Here is a 16,213-nt window from a genome sequence, read left to right as displayed (position 1 = left end):
AGGTATACGGCTCTGCTTTTCAGATCACTTTGTCTAGTATTTAAAGGCCTGCAATGGGTTTGTTCGATTCCAGCAGGGGCCATCTTCGTTTCTCTCCCTCGTGTTCATCGAACGCTCGTCGCAACGCGCTGTTCTGCACTTACTCCTTGATCACCTGCAGCCATGTTGGCCATCCGCTGATGCCACGGCGGCGTGATGCCGTGCGGCCATTTCAATTGTCGGCAGAGGATCGCCATATCAAGGCGTCTCGCCATTATTGCAATGAGAAGTGTTTGCATTCAGGATTGGCGCTCCTTGCCAAGAGCCTGACCTCACATGGAATGTTCTCAACAGTCATTGCCGGCCTCGGGTCGGAGAGGTTTTCGACCATCCTTTGCTGCCAATGCACCTGCTTATGGCCATGCTGTTGCGGTCATCGACCGCAAGGCCTTGCTGGCTGCCTATCAGGCTCAGCGTCATGCGTTGCTCAATCTGGCGACGCGGGTACTGGGGTGTCGCAGCAGAGCCGAAGATGTCCTGCAGGATGCCTTTCTCAAGCTGTGGGAGGGCAGCCTCAATCTCTCCCGGGTGGAGGCGCCCGAGCGTTATCTGAGTCGCCTGGTGCGTAACCTGGCCATCGACCATCTGCGCCGTTTGCAGCTGGAGCAGCGCTACGGTGCTGCCGCCGAACTGGCGGATCTGCAGCCTTCGGAAATCTCCCCGGAGCAAGCTGTGGGCGGGCAGCAGGCGGTGCGCCAGTTGCTCGCTGCGCTGGCCGAACTGACCCCGCGCATGCGCCGGGTATTCAAGCTCAGTCAGCTCGATGGCCTCACCCAGCGTGAGGTGGCGACTCAACTGGGTGCGTCACCGGCGCTCATCAATCTGATCCTGCGCGATACCCTAGGGCATTGCCGTGTTCGACTCGACGGGCAGTGTTCGCGCAACTGTCCCCTGGCCAAGAGGTTCTGAATGAAGCTGCTGCGTCTGGTTTTCCACGAATATCGCTGGTCCATCGCGCTGGTGCTGGGGCTCAGCCTGAGCAGCGCATTGCTCAGCGTGGCGGTGATCGCCTTCATCAATCAACGCATGCTCACGCCGGCGAGCAATCCGGGCGCGGCACTGGGGCAGTTCGTCGCCTTGCTGGCCTTGCTGCTGGTGCTGGCCTCGGCAGCGCAGCTGTCGCTGACGGCGCTGGGTCACCGCTTCGTCTATCGCATGCGCAGGGCGCTGGTGAAGCGGGTGCTGGACACGGCCGTCGAGCGCCTGGAGATCATCGGTGGCTCGACCATCATTGCCAGCCTGTCCAGCGATATTCGCAACATCACCCTGGCCTTCGTGCATCTGCCCGAGCTGATCTACGGCAGCGTGCTGACGCTGGCGGCCTTCGCCTACCTGGCCTGGCTGTCGCCCGGTCTGTTCGTCACCACGCTGCTGTGGATGAGCTTTACCCTCGGCGTCGGCTGGTTGCTGGTCGGGCGTCTCAATCATCACCTGCGTATGCTGCGTGAGTCCGAGGACCGTCTGTACGGCGATTACCAGGCGGTGATCGACGGGCGCAAGGAGCTGACCCTCAACCGCGACCGCGCGCAGCGTCTGTACGAGGACGAGTTCGACCTCAGCGCCCGCGCCTATCGCGATCACGTGACCCTGGCCGACCGTTACCACGGCCTGGCCAGCAACTGGGCCAACATCATGGTGCTGGGCACCATCGGCCTGGTGTTCTACCTGGCCAACGGCCTGGGTTGGGCATCCACGGCGGTGGCCTCGACCTATGCGCTGACCATTCTGTTCATGCGCACGCCGCTGGTGTCGGCGGTCGCGGCGATCCCGGCGCAGATCGCTGGGCGCGTGGCGCTGGACAAGGTCGAATCGCTGGCGCTGGCGCCGCATGTGGAGACCTTCGAGCATCCGGCCGACCCTTTGAGCGGCCAGTGGCAGGTGCTGGAGTTGCACGAGGTGGAGTATCGCTATCCGGCGCAGGACGGTGAGCCCGGCTTCGACGTGGGGCCGGTCAGCCTGCGCCTGCAACGTGGCGAGACGGTATTTCTGGTCGGCGGCAACGGCAGCGGCAAGTCGACCCTGGCGCGTCTGCTGACGGGCCTGTACATCCCGCAGCACGGCGAGATCCGCATCGATGGCCGGGTGCTCGGGCCGCAGGAGTGGCCCGCCTACCGTCAGCTGTTCGCATCGGTCTTCACCGACTACCACCTGTTCTCGCAGCTGCTTGGCCCGCACGGCGTGGCAGCGTCCGATGAAGAGCTCGATCACTGGCTCGGCAGCCTGCACATTCGCCACAAGGTGCAGGTGGCGGCGGGGCGCCTGCGCGACACGCGCCTGTCCGCCGGTCAGCGCAAGCGCCTGGCCTTGCTCCTGGCGCTGCTCGAAGCGCGCGACATCCTGCTGCTCGACGAGTGGGCCGCCGATCAGGATCCGCTGTTCCGTCAGGTGTTCTATCGCGAGCTGCTGCCGCAGCTGAAGGCCGCAGGCAAGACCGTATTCGCCATCAGTCACGACGATCACTACTTCGACCAGGCCGACCGCCTGCTGAAGATGGATGGCGGGCGGCTCCACGAACTGCAAGGCGAGCAGCGCGCCCGGGCCAGCCGCAACGCCCTGCTGGAGATCGGTGGCCGCGCCCATTCCTGAGCACTGGCTACCCTCACTGCGCCCGCATCATGCGGGCGCAGTCGTTTTAGCGAAGTGATTTCACTTTCCGCACAGCATTGCTCTAAACATTCCTTCCTCTCGTTCGTCAGTGTTAATGAGAATGTTTTCCAGTCATTCCGGCTGGCGAACCACCCATTCAGCACGCAGATATCGGGAGGATTTATGGGGCTCGTTCATGACTATATCGGGGTTGGCTTCGGGCCCTCGAACCTGGCACTGGCCATCGCCACCGAAGAGTTCGCCCAGCGCAGTGGGCGAGAGCCCAGCGTCTGCTTCATCGAGCGCAAGCCTTCATTCAGCTGGCATGAAGGCATGCTGATCGACGGCTCGAGCATGCAGATCTCCTTCCTCAAGGATCTTGCCACGCTGCGCAATCCGGCCAGCCGCTTCACCTTCATCAGCTACCTCAAGGCATGCGGGCGCCTGGAGGACTTCATCAACCTGAAGACCTTCTACCCCAGCCGTGAGGAGTTCAACGACTACCTCGGCTGGGCCGCCGATGCGTTCGCCGGGCAGGTGCATTACGGCGAGGAGGTGACCAGTATCGAGCCGTTCTACAGCGCCGGTGTCTGTGCCGGTGTCGAGGTGGTCGCGCGCGGCAGCGACGGGCAGAGCACGCGGCGCCGCGCGCGCAACCTGGTGCTGGGTATCGGTGGCGTGGCGCAGATTCCGGCGGCCTTCGCCGGCATGACTGACCCGCGCATCGTGCATTCCTCGCGCTACCTGGGCGCGCTCGATGCCCTGCTGGGCGATGGCAGTCGCCCGCGACGTATCGCCGTCATCGGTGGCGGGCAGAGCGCTGCGGAAATTTTCCATGACCTGGCGTGCCGCTTCCCGCAGATCGAGGCCAGCCTGCTGGTGCGCGGCGGCAGCCTCAAGCCGTCTGACGACAGCCCGTTCGTCAACGAGATCTTCAATGCCGACTTCACCGATCGCATCTTCGCCCACAGCCCCGTGCAGCGCGCGCAGATGCTCGACGAGTACCGCAACACCAACTATTCGGTGGTCGACCTGGAGCTGATCGAGAAGATCTACCACCTGTTCTACCAGCAGAAGGTTCGTGGTCAGCACCCTCACCGCTTGCTCACTCACCGTGAAGTCACGGCCGTTGCCGCCGACGACAACGCTGTGGAGCTGAGCCTGCGCAACAGCCTGGACGGCGACCAGCACAGCGAGCGTTTCGATGCGGTGATCCTCGCCACCGGCTATCGCCGCGACTATCACCGCACCCTGCTGGCGGGTTTCGCCGACTACATCGAAGGCGATGCGGTCGACCGCCAGTACCGCCTGCCGCTGCGGGCCGACTGTCAGGCGCAGATATTCCTGCAAGGCGGTTGCGAGGGCAGTCATGGCCTCAGCGACACCCTGCTGTCGGTGCTGGCCATGCGCTCCGAGGAGTTGGTCGGCTCGATGTTCGTCGAGTCCGCCGGCACGCAGGTGCGCGATTCGCTGCGTCTGGCCGCAGGGTCGCTCAGCTAGTCGGCTGACGCAGTTTTTTCCTTCTTCCGCGAGCGGTTCGGCAGTCACTGCCGGGCCGTACGCAGGCACGAGTTTTCACGGGTGACGAGATGAGATCGATGGTGGATCAGGCGCAGCATTTTGCCGATATTCTGGATTATCACGCCGAGCGCGCGCCGGGCCGTGTGGCCATCCGGCATATCGTGGCGGATCAGGGCGAGCCGCTGCTGACGACGTACGCCGAACTGCGTGAGCAGGCGCTGGCGGTCGCCGGCCTGTTGCAGCAGCGCATGGGCTGTCAGGGTGGCGAGCGTTGCGTGCTGATGCTGCCCAGCGGCGCCGATTACGCCGCCGCCTTCTTCGGCTGCCTGTATGCCGGCGTGATAGCGGTGCCGGCCTTTGCGCCGGAGAACAACCGGCAGATGCACATCGAGCGCCTCACCGGCATCCTGCTCGATGCTCAGCCCTCTGTGGTGCTGGCGCCGCGCGAGGTGATCCTGCGTTGCCAGGCGGCGCTGCAACCACTGCTCGTGCATGGCGCGGCGCTGATCGCCATCGAGGATGTCGATGTCCGCGACCGCGCCGGCTACCAGCCACGCCTGATCGCCAGCGATGCGCTGGCCTTCCTGCAATACACCTCGGGCTCCACCCGTGCGCCCAAGGGCGTGATGGTCAGTCACGCCAACCTGCTCGCCAACGAGCGCAGCATGAGCCGGGGCTTCAGCGCCGGCCGGGAGGAATCCTGGGTCAGCTGGCTGCCGCTGTATCACGACATGGGCCTGATGGCCGGGCTGCTGCTGCCGATCCTGCATGGCGGCACCCTGACGCTGATGGCGCCGAACTTCTTCCTCGCCCGGCCGACGCGCTGGTTGCAGGCCATCAGCCAATACGGCGGCACCTTCTCCGGCGGGCCGGATTTCGCCTATCGCCTGTGCACCGAACGCGTGCCGCAGAGCAGCCTGGAAACGCTCGATCTGAGCAGCTGGCGCCTGGCGTTTTCCGGCTCCGAGCCGATCCGTCTGGACACCCTGCAGGCCTTCAGTCAGCGCTTCGCGGCAGCGGGGTTCCGCACCCAGGCGCTGGCGCCGAGTTACGGCCTGGCCGAAGCGACGCTGTATGTGTGCGTCGATGCTGCCGAGCGTGAACCGCAAGTGGAAGCGTTCGCCGGCACGACAGCGGGCCAGGCGCACAGCCGCCTGCCGGCCTGTGGCTGGAGCGATGCCGAGCACCCGCTGCGCATCGTCGAGCCGCAGACGCTTCAGGTGCTGGGGGACGATCAGGTCGGCGAAATCTGGGTCGCCGGGCCGAGCATCGCCCAGGGTTACTGGCGCAACCCTGAAGCGACCGCCGAGGCCTTCGTCGAACGTGATGGTCAGCGCTGGCTGCGTACCGGCGACCTGGGCGTGGTGCGCGAGCGTCAGCTGTTCATCGCCGGGCGCCTGAAGGACCTGATCATTCTCAATGGCCAGAACCATTACCCGCAGGACATCGAGCAGGCCCTGGAGCAGGACATCGAGCTGCTGCGCCAGGGGCGTATCGCCGCGTTCGCCGTCACCGACGAGCAGGGGCTGGAGGGTGTCGGCCTGGCGCTGGAGATCAGCCGCAACGTGCGCAAGCTGATCAGCGCCGAGATGATCTGCCAGCGTATCGCCGATGGCATGGGCGAGCGTTTCCAGCTGGCGCCACAGCTGATCCTGCTGCTCGAGCCGGGCACCTTGCCACGCACCACCAGCGGCAAGCTGCAGCGCTCGGCCTGCCGCAGCGGTTGGCAGAACGGCAGCCTGGCGACCTTCGCGCAGTGGTACAAGGGGCGTCTGCAAGGGGCCGATGCGGCCAGTCCGGCGCCGCAAGCCGGCGCCGTGCTGCCGCAGGTGCTGCAGGCCTGGCAGGAGGTGCTGGGCTGCACGGACCTGGAGCCGGGCGATCACTTCTTCGCGCGCGGCGGGGATTCGGTGGGCGTGATGCAGGTGCTGGCGCGTCTCAACGCCGAGCTGGGGCTGGAGTTGCAGGCCGACAGCCTGTTCGAGCGGCCGCGCCTGGGGGCATTCAGTGCCTGGGTCGCGGCGCAGCCGCGTACGACGCGGCAGATGCCGGCACTGCTGGGCGAGGCGCGTGACGCACAGTGCGTGCAATCCTATGCGCAGCAGCGCCTGTGGTTTCTCGAGCGCTTGCAGGGTGACGCCAGCGCCTACCGACTGGGCGGTGAACTGCGCTTTCAGGGCCGGCTCGACGAGACGGCACTGCAGCGCAGCTTCGATGACCTGGTCAGTCGCCACGAGAGCCTGCGCACGCGTTTCGTCGCTGGCGAAGAGGATGGCGTACCGCTGCAGTGCATCGATCCGCCATTTACCGTCGACCTGACACGTTTCGACCTGCGTGGCGAGGTAGATAGCGAAGCAGCACTGGCGCGCCTACGCGATGAGCGAATGAACCTGCCGCTGGATCTGCAGCAAGGCCCCTTGTGGCACCTCGCCCTGGTGCGGATGGGGGAGGACGATCAGCGCCTGCTGTTGGTGATGCACCACATCATCTGCGACGGCTGGTCGATCCAGGTGCTGATCCGTGAGTTCGCCCAGCTCTACGCCGCCCATGTCCTCGGCCAGCCGGCGAGCCTGCCGGCACTGCCGGTGCAGTACGCCGACTACGCCATCTGGCAGCGGCGCTGGCTGCAGGCGGGCGAGGGCGAGCGTCAGCTGACTTATTGGAAGCAGCAGCTGGGCGATGAGCAGCCGTTGCTGCAACTGCCTGCCGACCATCCGCGCCCGGCTCGGCAAAGCCATCGCGGCGCGCGCCACGCCATTCGTCTCGATGAGGCGCTGAGCCAGCGTCTGCGCGCCCATGCCGCGGACCAGGGCATCACCCTGTTCATGCTGCTGCTGGCCGCCTTCAAGGTGCAGCTGCAGCGCTACAGTGGCCAGCGCGACATCCGCGTCGGCGTGCCCAGTGCCGGGCGCGTATGCCGGGAAACCGAGGCGCTGATCGGCTTCTTCGTCAACACCCAGGTGCTGCGCAGCGAGTTCGGCGGCGAGCATCGCTTCGCCGATGTCGTGGCGCAGGTGCGGACGGCGGCCCTCGGCGCGCAGGATCACCAGTTGCTGCCCTTCGAGCAACTGGTCGATGCGCTGGCGCCGCAGCGTAGCCTGAGCCACAACCCGCTGTTCCAGGTGAAGTTCACCCAGCAGTTCGCCCTGGCCCAGGACCTGGCCCTGCCCGAGGTGACCCTCAGCGCGCGCCAGCTGGACGAGCAGGCCGCGCACTTCGATCTGGGGCTGGACATCACCGACCTGCCCGAAGGCATCGAGGCCGCCTTCACCTATGCGCAGGATCTGTTCGAAGCGCCGCGCATCGCCGCCTTCGCCGCCGATTTCGAACATCTGCTGGAGCAACTGCTGGCGCAGCCGCAAGCGCCGCTGGCCAGCCTGCAACTGACGGCACAGCCTTCGCAGGTCGTGGGCGTCGAGCGCAGGTTCGCCGTTGCGCAGGTGCTCGATCTGTGGCAGCCGCAGGTGCATGGCGAGGCCGTGGCACTGATGCACGACGGCGTGCCCTGCAGCTTCGCCACGTTGGACGCCCAGGCCAATCAGCTGGCGCAGCATCTGCTCGCCCTCGGCGTGGCGCCGGAGCAGCGCGTCGGCCTGTGCCTGCAGCGGTCGCCGGCTTTTGTCATCGGCCTGCTGGCCGCGCTCAAGGTCGGCGCCGCTTTCGTGCCGCTCGATCCGGCCTGGCCGGCGCAGCGACAGGCCTTCGTCCTGGCCGACAGCGCCTGCGCCGTATTACTCTGTGAAAACGCCTCGGCGCAATTCTTCGCCGGCCCACGGCTGGACTTCAGCGCCGACGCGCCGTGGCGCCAGCAGCCCAGCGATGCGCCAACGGTGCCGGTGCATCCGCTACAGGCGGCCTACCTGATCTACACCTCCGGCACCACCGGCCAGCCCAAGGGCGCGGTGATCAGCCATGCGGCGTTGGCCGACTACGTACAAGGTTTGCTGGAACAACTGGCACTGGCGCCTGAGGCGAGCATGGCGATGGTCTCCACCGTGGCGGCCGACCTCGGCCATACCGTGCTGTTCGGTGCGCTGCTGTCCGGGCGGACCCTGCACCTGCTGAGCGCGGAAAGCGTGGCCGACGCCGATAGCCTGGCGGACTACCTGAGCGCGCAGCAGGTCGGCATTCTCAAGATCGTGCCGACTCATCTGGCCGGCCTGCTGCAGGCTGGCGCGGGGGCGCGGGCCGTCCCGGCTCATGCCCTGATCTTCGGCGGCGAAGCGCTGCCGGCCGAGCTGGTGAAGGAGGTCAAGCGCCTGCGCCCGCAGTGCCGGGTGATCAACCACTACGGCCCCAGCGAAACCACGGTCGGCGTGCTGACTCACGAGGTCACGGACGCCGAGCTGACAGCGCTGGACGGCGTGGTACCGATTGGCCGGCCATTGCCCAACGTCCGCGCCCTGGTGCTGGACGCTGGCATGACGCCGCTGCCGCAGGGTGCGGTCGGCGAGCTGTACCTGGGCGGGCCTGGCCTGGCGCGCGGCTATCTCGCGCGTCCGGGGCTGACGGCGGCGAGTTTCCTGCCCGATCCCTTCGCCAGCGGTGAGCGCCTGTATCGCACCGGCGACCGTGCGCGCCTGCTGGCCGACGGGCGTATCGAGTTTCTCGGGCGTGGCGATGATCAGGTCAAGGTGCGCGGTTATCGCGTTGCCCTCGGCGAGATCGTGGCGCAGCTGCGTGGCCTGGCGGGGATCGCCGATGCCCATGTGCAGCTGGACGAACGCGGCCAGTTGCTCGCCTACGTGGTCGTGCAAGAGTCTTCTCTCGACGCCGCACAGGTGCAGGCGCAGCTTGCCGAGCGCCTGCCGGACTACATGCTGCCGAGCCATGTGCTGCTGCTCGAACGCTTCCCGTTGACCGCCAATGGCAAGCTCGACCGTCAGGCGCTGCCGCAGCCGCAGGCGGCAGAGCAGGGCTTCGAGGCGCCGCACGAGGGCGTCGAGACGCAACTGGCGGCGCTCTGGCAGCAGGTGCTGAAGGTCGAACGTGTCGGTCGTCGCGACAACTTCTTCGCCCTCGGTGGCGACTCCATTCTCAGCCTGCAGATCATCGCCCGTGCGCGGCGCCAGGGCATTCGCCTGACGCCCAAGCAACTGTTCGAGAAACAGAGCATTGCCGAGCTGGCGCAGGTCGCCGTCGTTGCAGAGACGCCGGTGGCACCCGCAAGTGCCAGCGCCGAGGTGACGCACAGCTTCGCCCTGACGCCGATCCAGGCGCGCTTCTTCGCCCAGCCCCCGGCGCGTATCGGCCACTGGAACCAGTCCTTGCTGCTGGCGGCGGACGAGCCGCTCGACGCCCGTGCGCTGGCCGAGGCGCTGCAAGCCGTGGTGCGTCATCACGCCAGCCTGCGCCTGAGTTTCCAGCAGGATGCGCAGGGCAACTGGCAGCAGCGCTATCGCGACGCGCAGCCGGCGCAGGAGCTGCTGTGGGTCTGCCAGGTGGCTGCCGCCGACGACCTGCCGGCGCTGTGCGACGAAGCCCAGCGCAGCCTGGATATCGAACGCGGCCCGTTGCTGCGCGCGGTATTGGCGCAGTTGCCAGGCGGGCGCAACCGCCTGTTGCTGGCTGTGCATCATCTGGCGGTCGATGGCGTGTCCTGGCGCGTGCTGCTCGACGATCTGCAGCAGGCCTACACGCAGCGACTGGCCGGACAGGTGGTCAGCCTCGCAGCAGTGGCCGCGAGCTTCCAGCAGTGGTCGGCGCATTTGCAGGCCCTGGCCGGCAGTGCGGACCTGGCGGCGCAACTGGAGTACTGGCAGGGCTTCAGCGCGGCCGAACCCGGCCTGCCCTGCGACCGGCCCGAAGGCAGTGCCAGGGTCGCCGATGCTGGCCAGTTGCACTTGCAGCTCGATGCCGCCACCACCGCGCGCCTGCTCGGCGAGGTGCCGGCGGCTTACCGCACGCAGATCAACGACGTGCTGCTGGCGGCGCTGGCCCAGGCCTTGTGGCAGTGGAGCGGGCGCCGGCGCACGGTGATCAGCCTGGAGGGCCATGGCCGCGAAGGCGATCAGCTCGACCTGAGCCGCACGCTCGGCTGGTTCACCAGTCTCTATCCGGTCGCGCTGCAAGCCTGCGATGACCTCGGCGCTACCCTCAAGCAGGTCAAGGAAGGGCTGCGTCAGGTGCCGGACAAGGGCATCGGCTACGGCGTGCTCAAGTACCTGGCCAAGGCCCCGCTGGAGGAGCTGACGGGCCAGGGGCTGACCTTCAACTACCTGGGCCGTTTCGATGATCAGGCCGCTGCACGCTGGCGTCTGGCCGACGAAGCGAGCGGCGCGCCACGCGACGGCAGCGGCCCGCTGGCCAATGCCCTCGCCATCGACGGCCAGGTCCGTGGCGGTTGCCTGCAACTGGCGCTGACCTACAGCCGTGCGCGCTTCGAGACGCGCAGCGTCGAGCGTCTGCTGGCCCTCTACGAACAGGCGCTGCGGCAACTGATCGAGCATTGCTGCGCGCCTGGTGCCGGTGGCCTGACGCCTTGCGACTTCCCCCTGGCAACGCTCGGCCAGGCGCAGCTCGACACGCTGCCTCATGCGCCGCAGCAGATCGAAGACCTGTTCCCGCTGGCACCGATGCAGCAGGGCATTCTGCTGCACAGCCAGCTGGAGCAGGGCAGTGGCATCTACCTGATGCAGGACCAGTACGCCGTGGCCAGCGCGCTGGACGTGGAGGCCTTCACCCATGCCTGGCAACAGGTGGTGCAGCGTCACCCGGCGCTGCGCACGGCCTTCTGCAACCTCGACGGCACGCCGCATCAGCTGGTGCTGCGTCAGGTTCCGTCGCCGGTGCAGTTCCTCGACTTCAGCGAACTGCCGCGTGATGAAGCCGAGGCCAGGTTGCAGGCGATCCTGCGCGAGGAGCGTCAGTGTGGCTTCGACTTCACCCAGGCGCCTTTGCTGCGCCTGCGCCTGGTGAAGTTCGCCGAAGCCGATTTGCGCATCGTGCAGAGCCATCACCATGCCCTGATCGACGCCTGGTGCCGGGGCCTGATGCTGGCCGAGTTCTTCGCCCAGTACCGCGCTCGCCTGCTCGGGCGCAGCCTGCAACTGCCGCCGGCGCGGCCTTATCGCGACTTCATCGCCTGGCTCGCACGCCAGGACGAGGCGGCCAGCCGCCGCTACTGGCGCGATGCGCTGGCCGGCTTCGACACGGTCACGCCGCTGCCTTATCGCCGCCAGCAGGGCGAGGCGGGCATGCATGACGTCAGTCTCGCGCTCGATGCCGGGCAGACCCGCGCCCTGGCCGAGCAGGCGCGTAGCCATCAACTGACCGTCAACACCTTCGTCCAGGCCGCCTGGGCGCTGTTGCTGATGCGCTACAGCGGGCGCGACGACGTGCTGTTCGGCGTAACCGTAGCCGGCAGGCCCACCGAGCTGGAGGGCATCGAAGAGGCGCTGGGGCTGTTCATCAATACCCTGCCGCTGCGCGTTCGAGTGCCGGGCGAGGCAGTGACTGGCCTGCACCTGCTGCAGGCGCTGCAGGCGCAGAACGCCGGCATGCGCCAGCATGAGCAACTGTCCCTGGCCGAGGTGCAGAACCTTGCCGACACGCCGCGCGGCCAGCCGCTGTTCGACAGCCTGTTCGTGTTCGAGAACGTGCCGCTCGGTGGCGAAGTACAAGAGGCGGTCGAGACCTACCGCATTACGCCGCTGGCCAACCGCACCCACACCAACTATCCCTTGACCGTGGTGCTGCTGCCGGGTGCCAGCCTGACCCTGCAACTGAGCTTCGACACCCAGCAGTTCGCCGTGGCCGACATGCAGGTGCTGGTGGAGCATTTCCGTCGTCTGCTGTTGCAGCTGAGCGAGGCGCCGCAGCGTGCGCTGAGCGAGCTGCGCCTGCTCGATGAAAACGAGCGCGACGCCCTGTGTCGGCTGGGCCAGGGCGCCATGCAGCCGCACTGGTATGCGCAGAGCTACCTGGCGCGTTTCGAGGCGCAGGTGCAGCAGCAGGGCGCACGCACTGTCGCTCGCTGCCAGGGGCAGACGCTGTCCTACCTCGAACTCAACGAGCGGGCCAACCGTATCGGCCATGGCCTGATCGAGTGCGGCGTGCAGTTCGATGACGTGGTGGCGCTGTATGCACCCCGTGGCCTGCCGCTGCTGAGCCTGATCGTCGGCGCCTTCAAGGCCGGTGCCGCCTACCTGGCGCTGGACGAGCGCCATCCGCCGGCGCGCAGCGCGCGCATGCTGGCCAGCAGCGCCGCGCCGGTGCTGATCACCCTGCGCGAGCAACTGGCGCAGGTTCAGGCGATGCTCGCCGAACTGCCGCAGCCGCCGCGCGTGCTGGTCTACGAAGACCTGCTGGAGCATGGCCGCCGCGACAACCCCGGGCGCTACGCCGGCCCCGAGCACCTGGCCTACCTGATCTACACCTCCGGCTCCACCGGCGAGCCCAAGGGAGTGATGGTCAACCAGCGCGGCATGCTCAACAACCAGTTGGCCAAGGTGCCTTACCTGCAACTCGGCGAAGCGGACGTGGTCGCCCAGACTGCCGCCACCGGCTTCGATATCTCGGTCTGGCAGCTGCTCACCGCGCCGCTGTTCGGTGGCGCGCTGGAGATCATCCCCGATGCCATCACCCATGACCCGCAGGCCTTGCTCGCGTGCGTCGCTGCTACCGGGGTGAGCGTGCTGGAGGCGGTGCCGGCGGTGATCGACGGCATGCTCGAAGCTGCGCCAGTGGCGCTGCCGGCACTGCGCTGGCTGTTGCCCACCGGCGAGGCGCTGAGCCATGAGCTGGCCACGCGCTGGTTCGCCCGCTACCCGCAGGTGCCGATGATCAACGCCTACGGCCCGGCCGAGTGCGCCGATGACGTGGCGCTGTACCGCCTGGATGCGGCGCCGGCCCGTCGGCAGTCCATCGCCATTGGCCAGCCGACCGACAACAACCGCCTGTACGTACTGGGCGGCGACCTCGAGCTGCTGCCCGCTGGCGTGGTCGGCGAGCTGTACATCGGCGGCACCGGCGTGGGACGTGGCTATGCCGCGCGCCCGGGGCTGACGGCCGAACGCTTCGTGCCCGACCCCTTCGGCGCACCGGGTGAGCGCCTGTACCGCAGTGGCGACCTGGCGCGCTGGAACGCCGGGGGCCAGCTCGAATACGTCGGCCGGGTGGACTTCCAGGTGAAGATCCGTGGCCAGCGCATCGAGCTGGGCGAGATCGAAGCCTGCCTGCTGGCCAGTGCGCCGCTGCGTCAGGCGGTGGTGGTCGCCCACGAGGGAGCAGCCGGTACGCAGCTGATCGCCTATGGCGTGGCCGAAGCCGGCCAGAGCATCGATCAGCAAGCCTTGCGAGCGGAGCTGGCTGCGCAGCTGCCAGCCTTCATGGTGCCGGCGCAGATCATGCTGTTGCCGCGCCTGCCGCTCAACGCCAACGGCAAGCTGGATCGCCGTGCGCTGCCGGCGCCACAGGCGCAGGTGCGCAGTTTCGAGGCGCCACAGGGTGAGCTGGAACAGCACCTGGCGCAGCTCTGGCGCGACCTGCTCAAGGTGGAGCAGGTCGGCCGTCACGACCACTTCTTCGAGCTCGGCGGCCACTCGCTGCTGGCCACCCGCCTGCTGGCGCTGATCCGCGAGACGCGCGGCGTCACGGTGCCGCTGGCGCAGGCCTTCGAGGCCACCACCGTGGCCGCCATGGCCAGCCTGATCCGCACCCTGGAAAGCCAGGCCCTCAACGATGAACGGCTGGACGCGCTCGACGACCTGATGAGCGCTCTGGAGGAAATTCAGTGAATCTGTTGCATGACAAAGCCCTGCTGCTGTCGCGTCGCTTTCTCGGCCTGGGGCCACAGCAGCGCCGCGCCTTCCTCGACAAGCTGCGCGATCAGGGGCTCGACGCCTCGGCGTTGCCGATCCCGCCGGGTGCGGCCGATGCCGAGGGTAGCGTGCTGTCCTACGCGCAGCAGCGCCTGTGGTTCCTCGAACAGCTGCAGCCGGGCAACAGCGCCTATCACCTGCCGGGCGCCCTGCAATTGCAGGGGCCATTGGACGAGGCCGCGCTGCTGGGCGCCTTCGGTGATCTGGCGCAGCGTCACCCGAGCCTGCGCACGCGCTTCTTCGCCGATGCCGACGGCAACCCGCGTCAGTGCGTCGAAGCAGCGCCGGCACTGAGCCTGGAGCCGCTGCGGGGCGATGACTTTGCCGCCCTGGCGCGTGAGTTCGCCCAGCGCCCGTTCGATCTCGAGCAGGCGCCGCTGTGGCGCATCGGTTTGCTGCGCCAGGATGAGCAGCGGCATGTGCTGCTGGTCTGTCTGCATCACATCATCGCCGACGGTTGGTCGATCCAGCTGCTGTTGACCGAACTGGCGCAGCTCTACCGTGCGCGCGTGCAGGGCGAACCTGCCGCACTTGCCGAGCTGCCGCTGAGTTACGCCGACCATGCCCTGTGGCAGCGCGCCTGCCTGGATGCCGGCGAAGGCGAGCGGCAACTGGCCTACTGGCGCGAACAACTGGGCGACGAGCAGCCGTTGCTGGAGCTGCCCTGCGACCATCCGCGCCCGGCGCAGCAGAGCTTTCGTGGCGCGCGCCTGGCCTTTCGCGTGGAGCCCGCGCTGGCGGCGCGCGTGCGCGAGCTGGCCCGGCAACAGGGCTGCACGCCTTTCACCGTGTTGCTGGCGGCCTACAAGGTGCTGTTGCAACGCACCAGCGGGCAGCGCGACCTGCGCGTCGGCGTGCCCATCGCCGGGCGTACGCAGAGCGAAACCCAGGGGCTGATCGGCTTCTTCGTCAACACCCAGGTGCTGCGCAGCGAGCTGAGCAGCGAGCAGAGTTTCGAGCAGCTGCTGGCGCAGGTGCTGCGCACGGCGCAGGGTGCACAGGCGCACCAGGCGCTGCCTTTCGAGCAACTGGTCGAGGCGCTGGCGCCCGAGCGCAGTCTCAGCCATAACCCGCTGTTCCAGGTGCTCTACAACCATCAGCAGCGCCCGCAGGACAGCCTGCAACTGACCGCCGACCTGCGTGCCGAGCTGATCGCCCTGGACAGCGGCAGCGCCCAGTTCGATCTGGCGCTGCACACCTGGGAAGGCCCGGGCGAAGCGCTGGCCGGCAACTGGAACTACGCTCTGGACCTGTTCGAAGCCGCCACGGTGGAGCGTCTGCACCAGCGCTTCATCCGCCTGCTGGAGCAGCTGCTGGAACAACCGCAACTGGCCATCGGCGAGCACCGCCTGGACGATGATCAGGATCGTCTGGCGCTGACCAGCTTCAATGCTACCCGCGTCGATTACGGCGCGGTCGAGCCGGTGCATCGTCAGTTCGAACGGCGCGTGCGGGCGCAGCCGCAGGCCATCGCCCTGGTGTGCGGCGAGCAGCGTCTGAGCTACGCCGAGCTGGACCTGCGCGCCAACCAGCTGGCTCACCATCTGCAAAAACTTGGCGTGAACCGCGACAGCCTGGTGGGTGTGGCGGCGCTGCGTTCGGTGGAGATGGTGGTAGCGCTGTACGCCATCCTCAAGGCCGGCGGCGCCTATGTGCCGATGGACCCGGAGTACCCGGCCGAACGCCTGCGCTACATGCTCGACGACGCCGGCGTCAGCCTGCTGCTGAGCCACGACGCGGTGATCGACAGCCTGCCGCAGGTGGGCGGTGTGCAGGTGCTCAACCTCGATCATCTGGATCTTTCTCAAGAGCCGCAGACCGCGCCCGAGGTGGACATTCACCCCGAGCAGCTGGCCTACCTGATCTACACCTCCGGCTCCACCGGCAAGCCCAAGGGCGCCGGCAACAGCCATGCGGCGCTGTACAACCGCCTGGCCTGGATGCAGGAGGCTTACCAGCTCACGGCTGAAGACCGGGTGCTGCAGAAAACCCCGTTCAGCTTCGACGTGTCGGTGTGGGAGTTCTTCTGGCCATTGATCAGCGGTGCGCGCCTGGTGATGGCGCAACCGGGCGATCACCGCGACCCGGCCAAGCTGGTCGAGCTGATCGAGCGCGAGCGCATCAGCACCTTGCACTTCGTGCCCTCGATGCTGGCGGCCTTTGTCGGTCATGGTGACTTGCACGGCTGCGACAGCCTGCGCCACATCGTCTGCAGTGGCGAAGCGTTGCCGGCGGAACTGGCCGGC

The 16,213-nt window shown here is 67.4% G+C and carries 6 protein-coding genes; 5 read left to right on the top strand and 1 reads right to left on the bottom strand.

Going from position 1 to position 16,213, the window contains the following annotated elements; genetic code table 11:
* Positions 1–104: 104 nt before the first annotated feature.
* A complete protein-coding gene (locus ACN0X6_RS08830) occupies positions 105–278 on the bottom strand; it encodes a hypothetical protein (protein ID WP_417703271.1) in 174 nt (57 codons plus the stop codon).
* A 37-nt stretch (positions 279–315) separates the two neighbouring features.
* On the opposite strand from ACN0X6_RS08830, the gene ACN0X6_RS08825 reads away from it, so the two are divergent.
* From ACN0X6_RS08825 to ACN0X6_RS08805, 5 genes are all read left to right on the top strand, one after another.
* Complete coding sequence (locus ACN0X6_RS08825) at positions 316–948, top strand: sigma-70 family RNA polymerase sigma factor (RefSeq protein ID WP_417703270.1); 633 nt, start codon at positions 316–318, stop codon at positions 946–948.
* Positions 949–2,625 (top strand): multidrug ABC transporter permease/ATP-binding protein, encoded by a 1,677-nt coding sequence (locus ACN0X6_RS08820; RefSeq protein ID WP_417703268.1) that lies wholly within the window; start codon positions 949–951, stop codon positions 2,623–2,625.
* Between the two features lie 183 nt (positions 2,626–2,808).
* Complete coding sequence (locus ACN0X6_RS08815; protein ID WP_417703266.1) at positions 2,809–4,125, top strand: lysine N(6)-hydroxylase/L-ornithine N(5)-oxygenase family protein; 1,317 nt, start codon at positions 2,809–2,811, stop codon at positions 4,123–4,125.
* 98 nt (positions 4,126–4,223) lie between these two features.
* Positions 4,224–13,883 (top strand): amino acid adenylation domain-containing protein, encoded by a 9,660-nt coding sequence (locus tag ACN0X6_RS08810; protein ID WP_417703576.1) that lies wholly within the window; start codon positions 4,224–4,226, stop codon positions 13,881–13,883.
* The coding region (locus ACN0X6_RS08805) for a condensation domain-containing protein (protein WP_417703264.1) at positions 13,880–16,213 on the top strand (2,334 nt) is incomplete at its 3' end. The genes ACN0X6_RS08810 and ACN0X6_RS08805, both read left to right, overlap by 4 nt.

Source organism: Pseudomonas sp. (genome assembly GCF_048269965.1).
GTDB lineage: Bacteria > Pseudomonadota > Gammaproteobacteria > Pseudomonadales > Pseudomonadaceae > Aquipseudomonas.
The sequence above is the reverse complement of the archived record's forward strand: the minus strand, read 5'-3'. Positions and strand labels throughout refer to the sequence as shown.

Excerpts from the sequence above, each read along its gene's own strand:
- ACN0X6_RS08830 (WP_417703271.1), bottom strand. The coding sequence starts at position 278 with ATGCAAACACTTCTCATTGCAATAATGGCGAGACGCCTTGATATGGCG.
- ACN0X6_RS08825 (WP_417703270.1), top strand. The coding sequence starts at position 316 with ATGGAATGTTCTCAACAGTCATTGCCGGCCTCGGGTCGGAGAGGTTTT.
- ACN0X6_RS08820 (WP_417703268.1), top strand. The coding sequence starts at position 949 with ATGAAGCTGCTGCGTCTGGTTTTCCACGAATATCGCTGGTCCATCGCG.
- ACN0X6_RS08815 (WP_417703266.1), top strand. The coding sequence starts at position 2,809 with ATGGGGCTCGTTCATGACTATATCGGGGTTGGCTTCGGGCCCTCGAAC.
- ACN0X6_RS08810 (WP_417703576.1), top strand. The coding sequence starts at position 4,224 with ATGGTGGATCAGGCGCAGCATTTTGCCGATATTCTGGATTATCACGCC.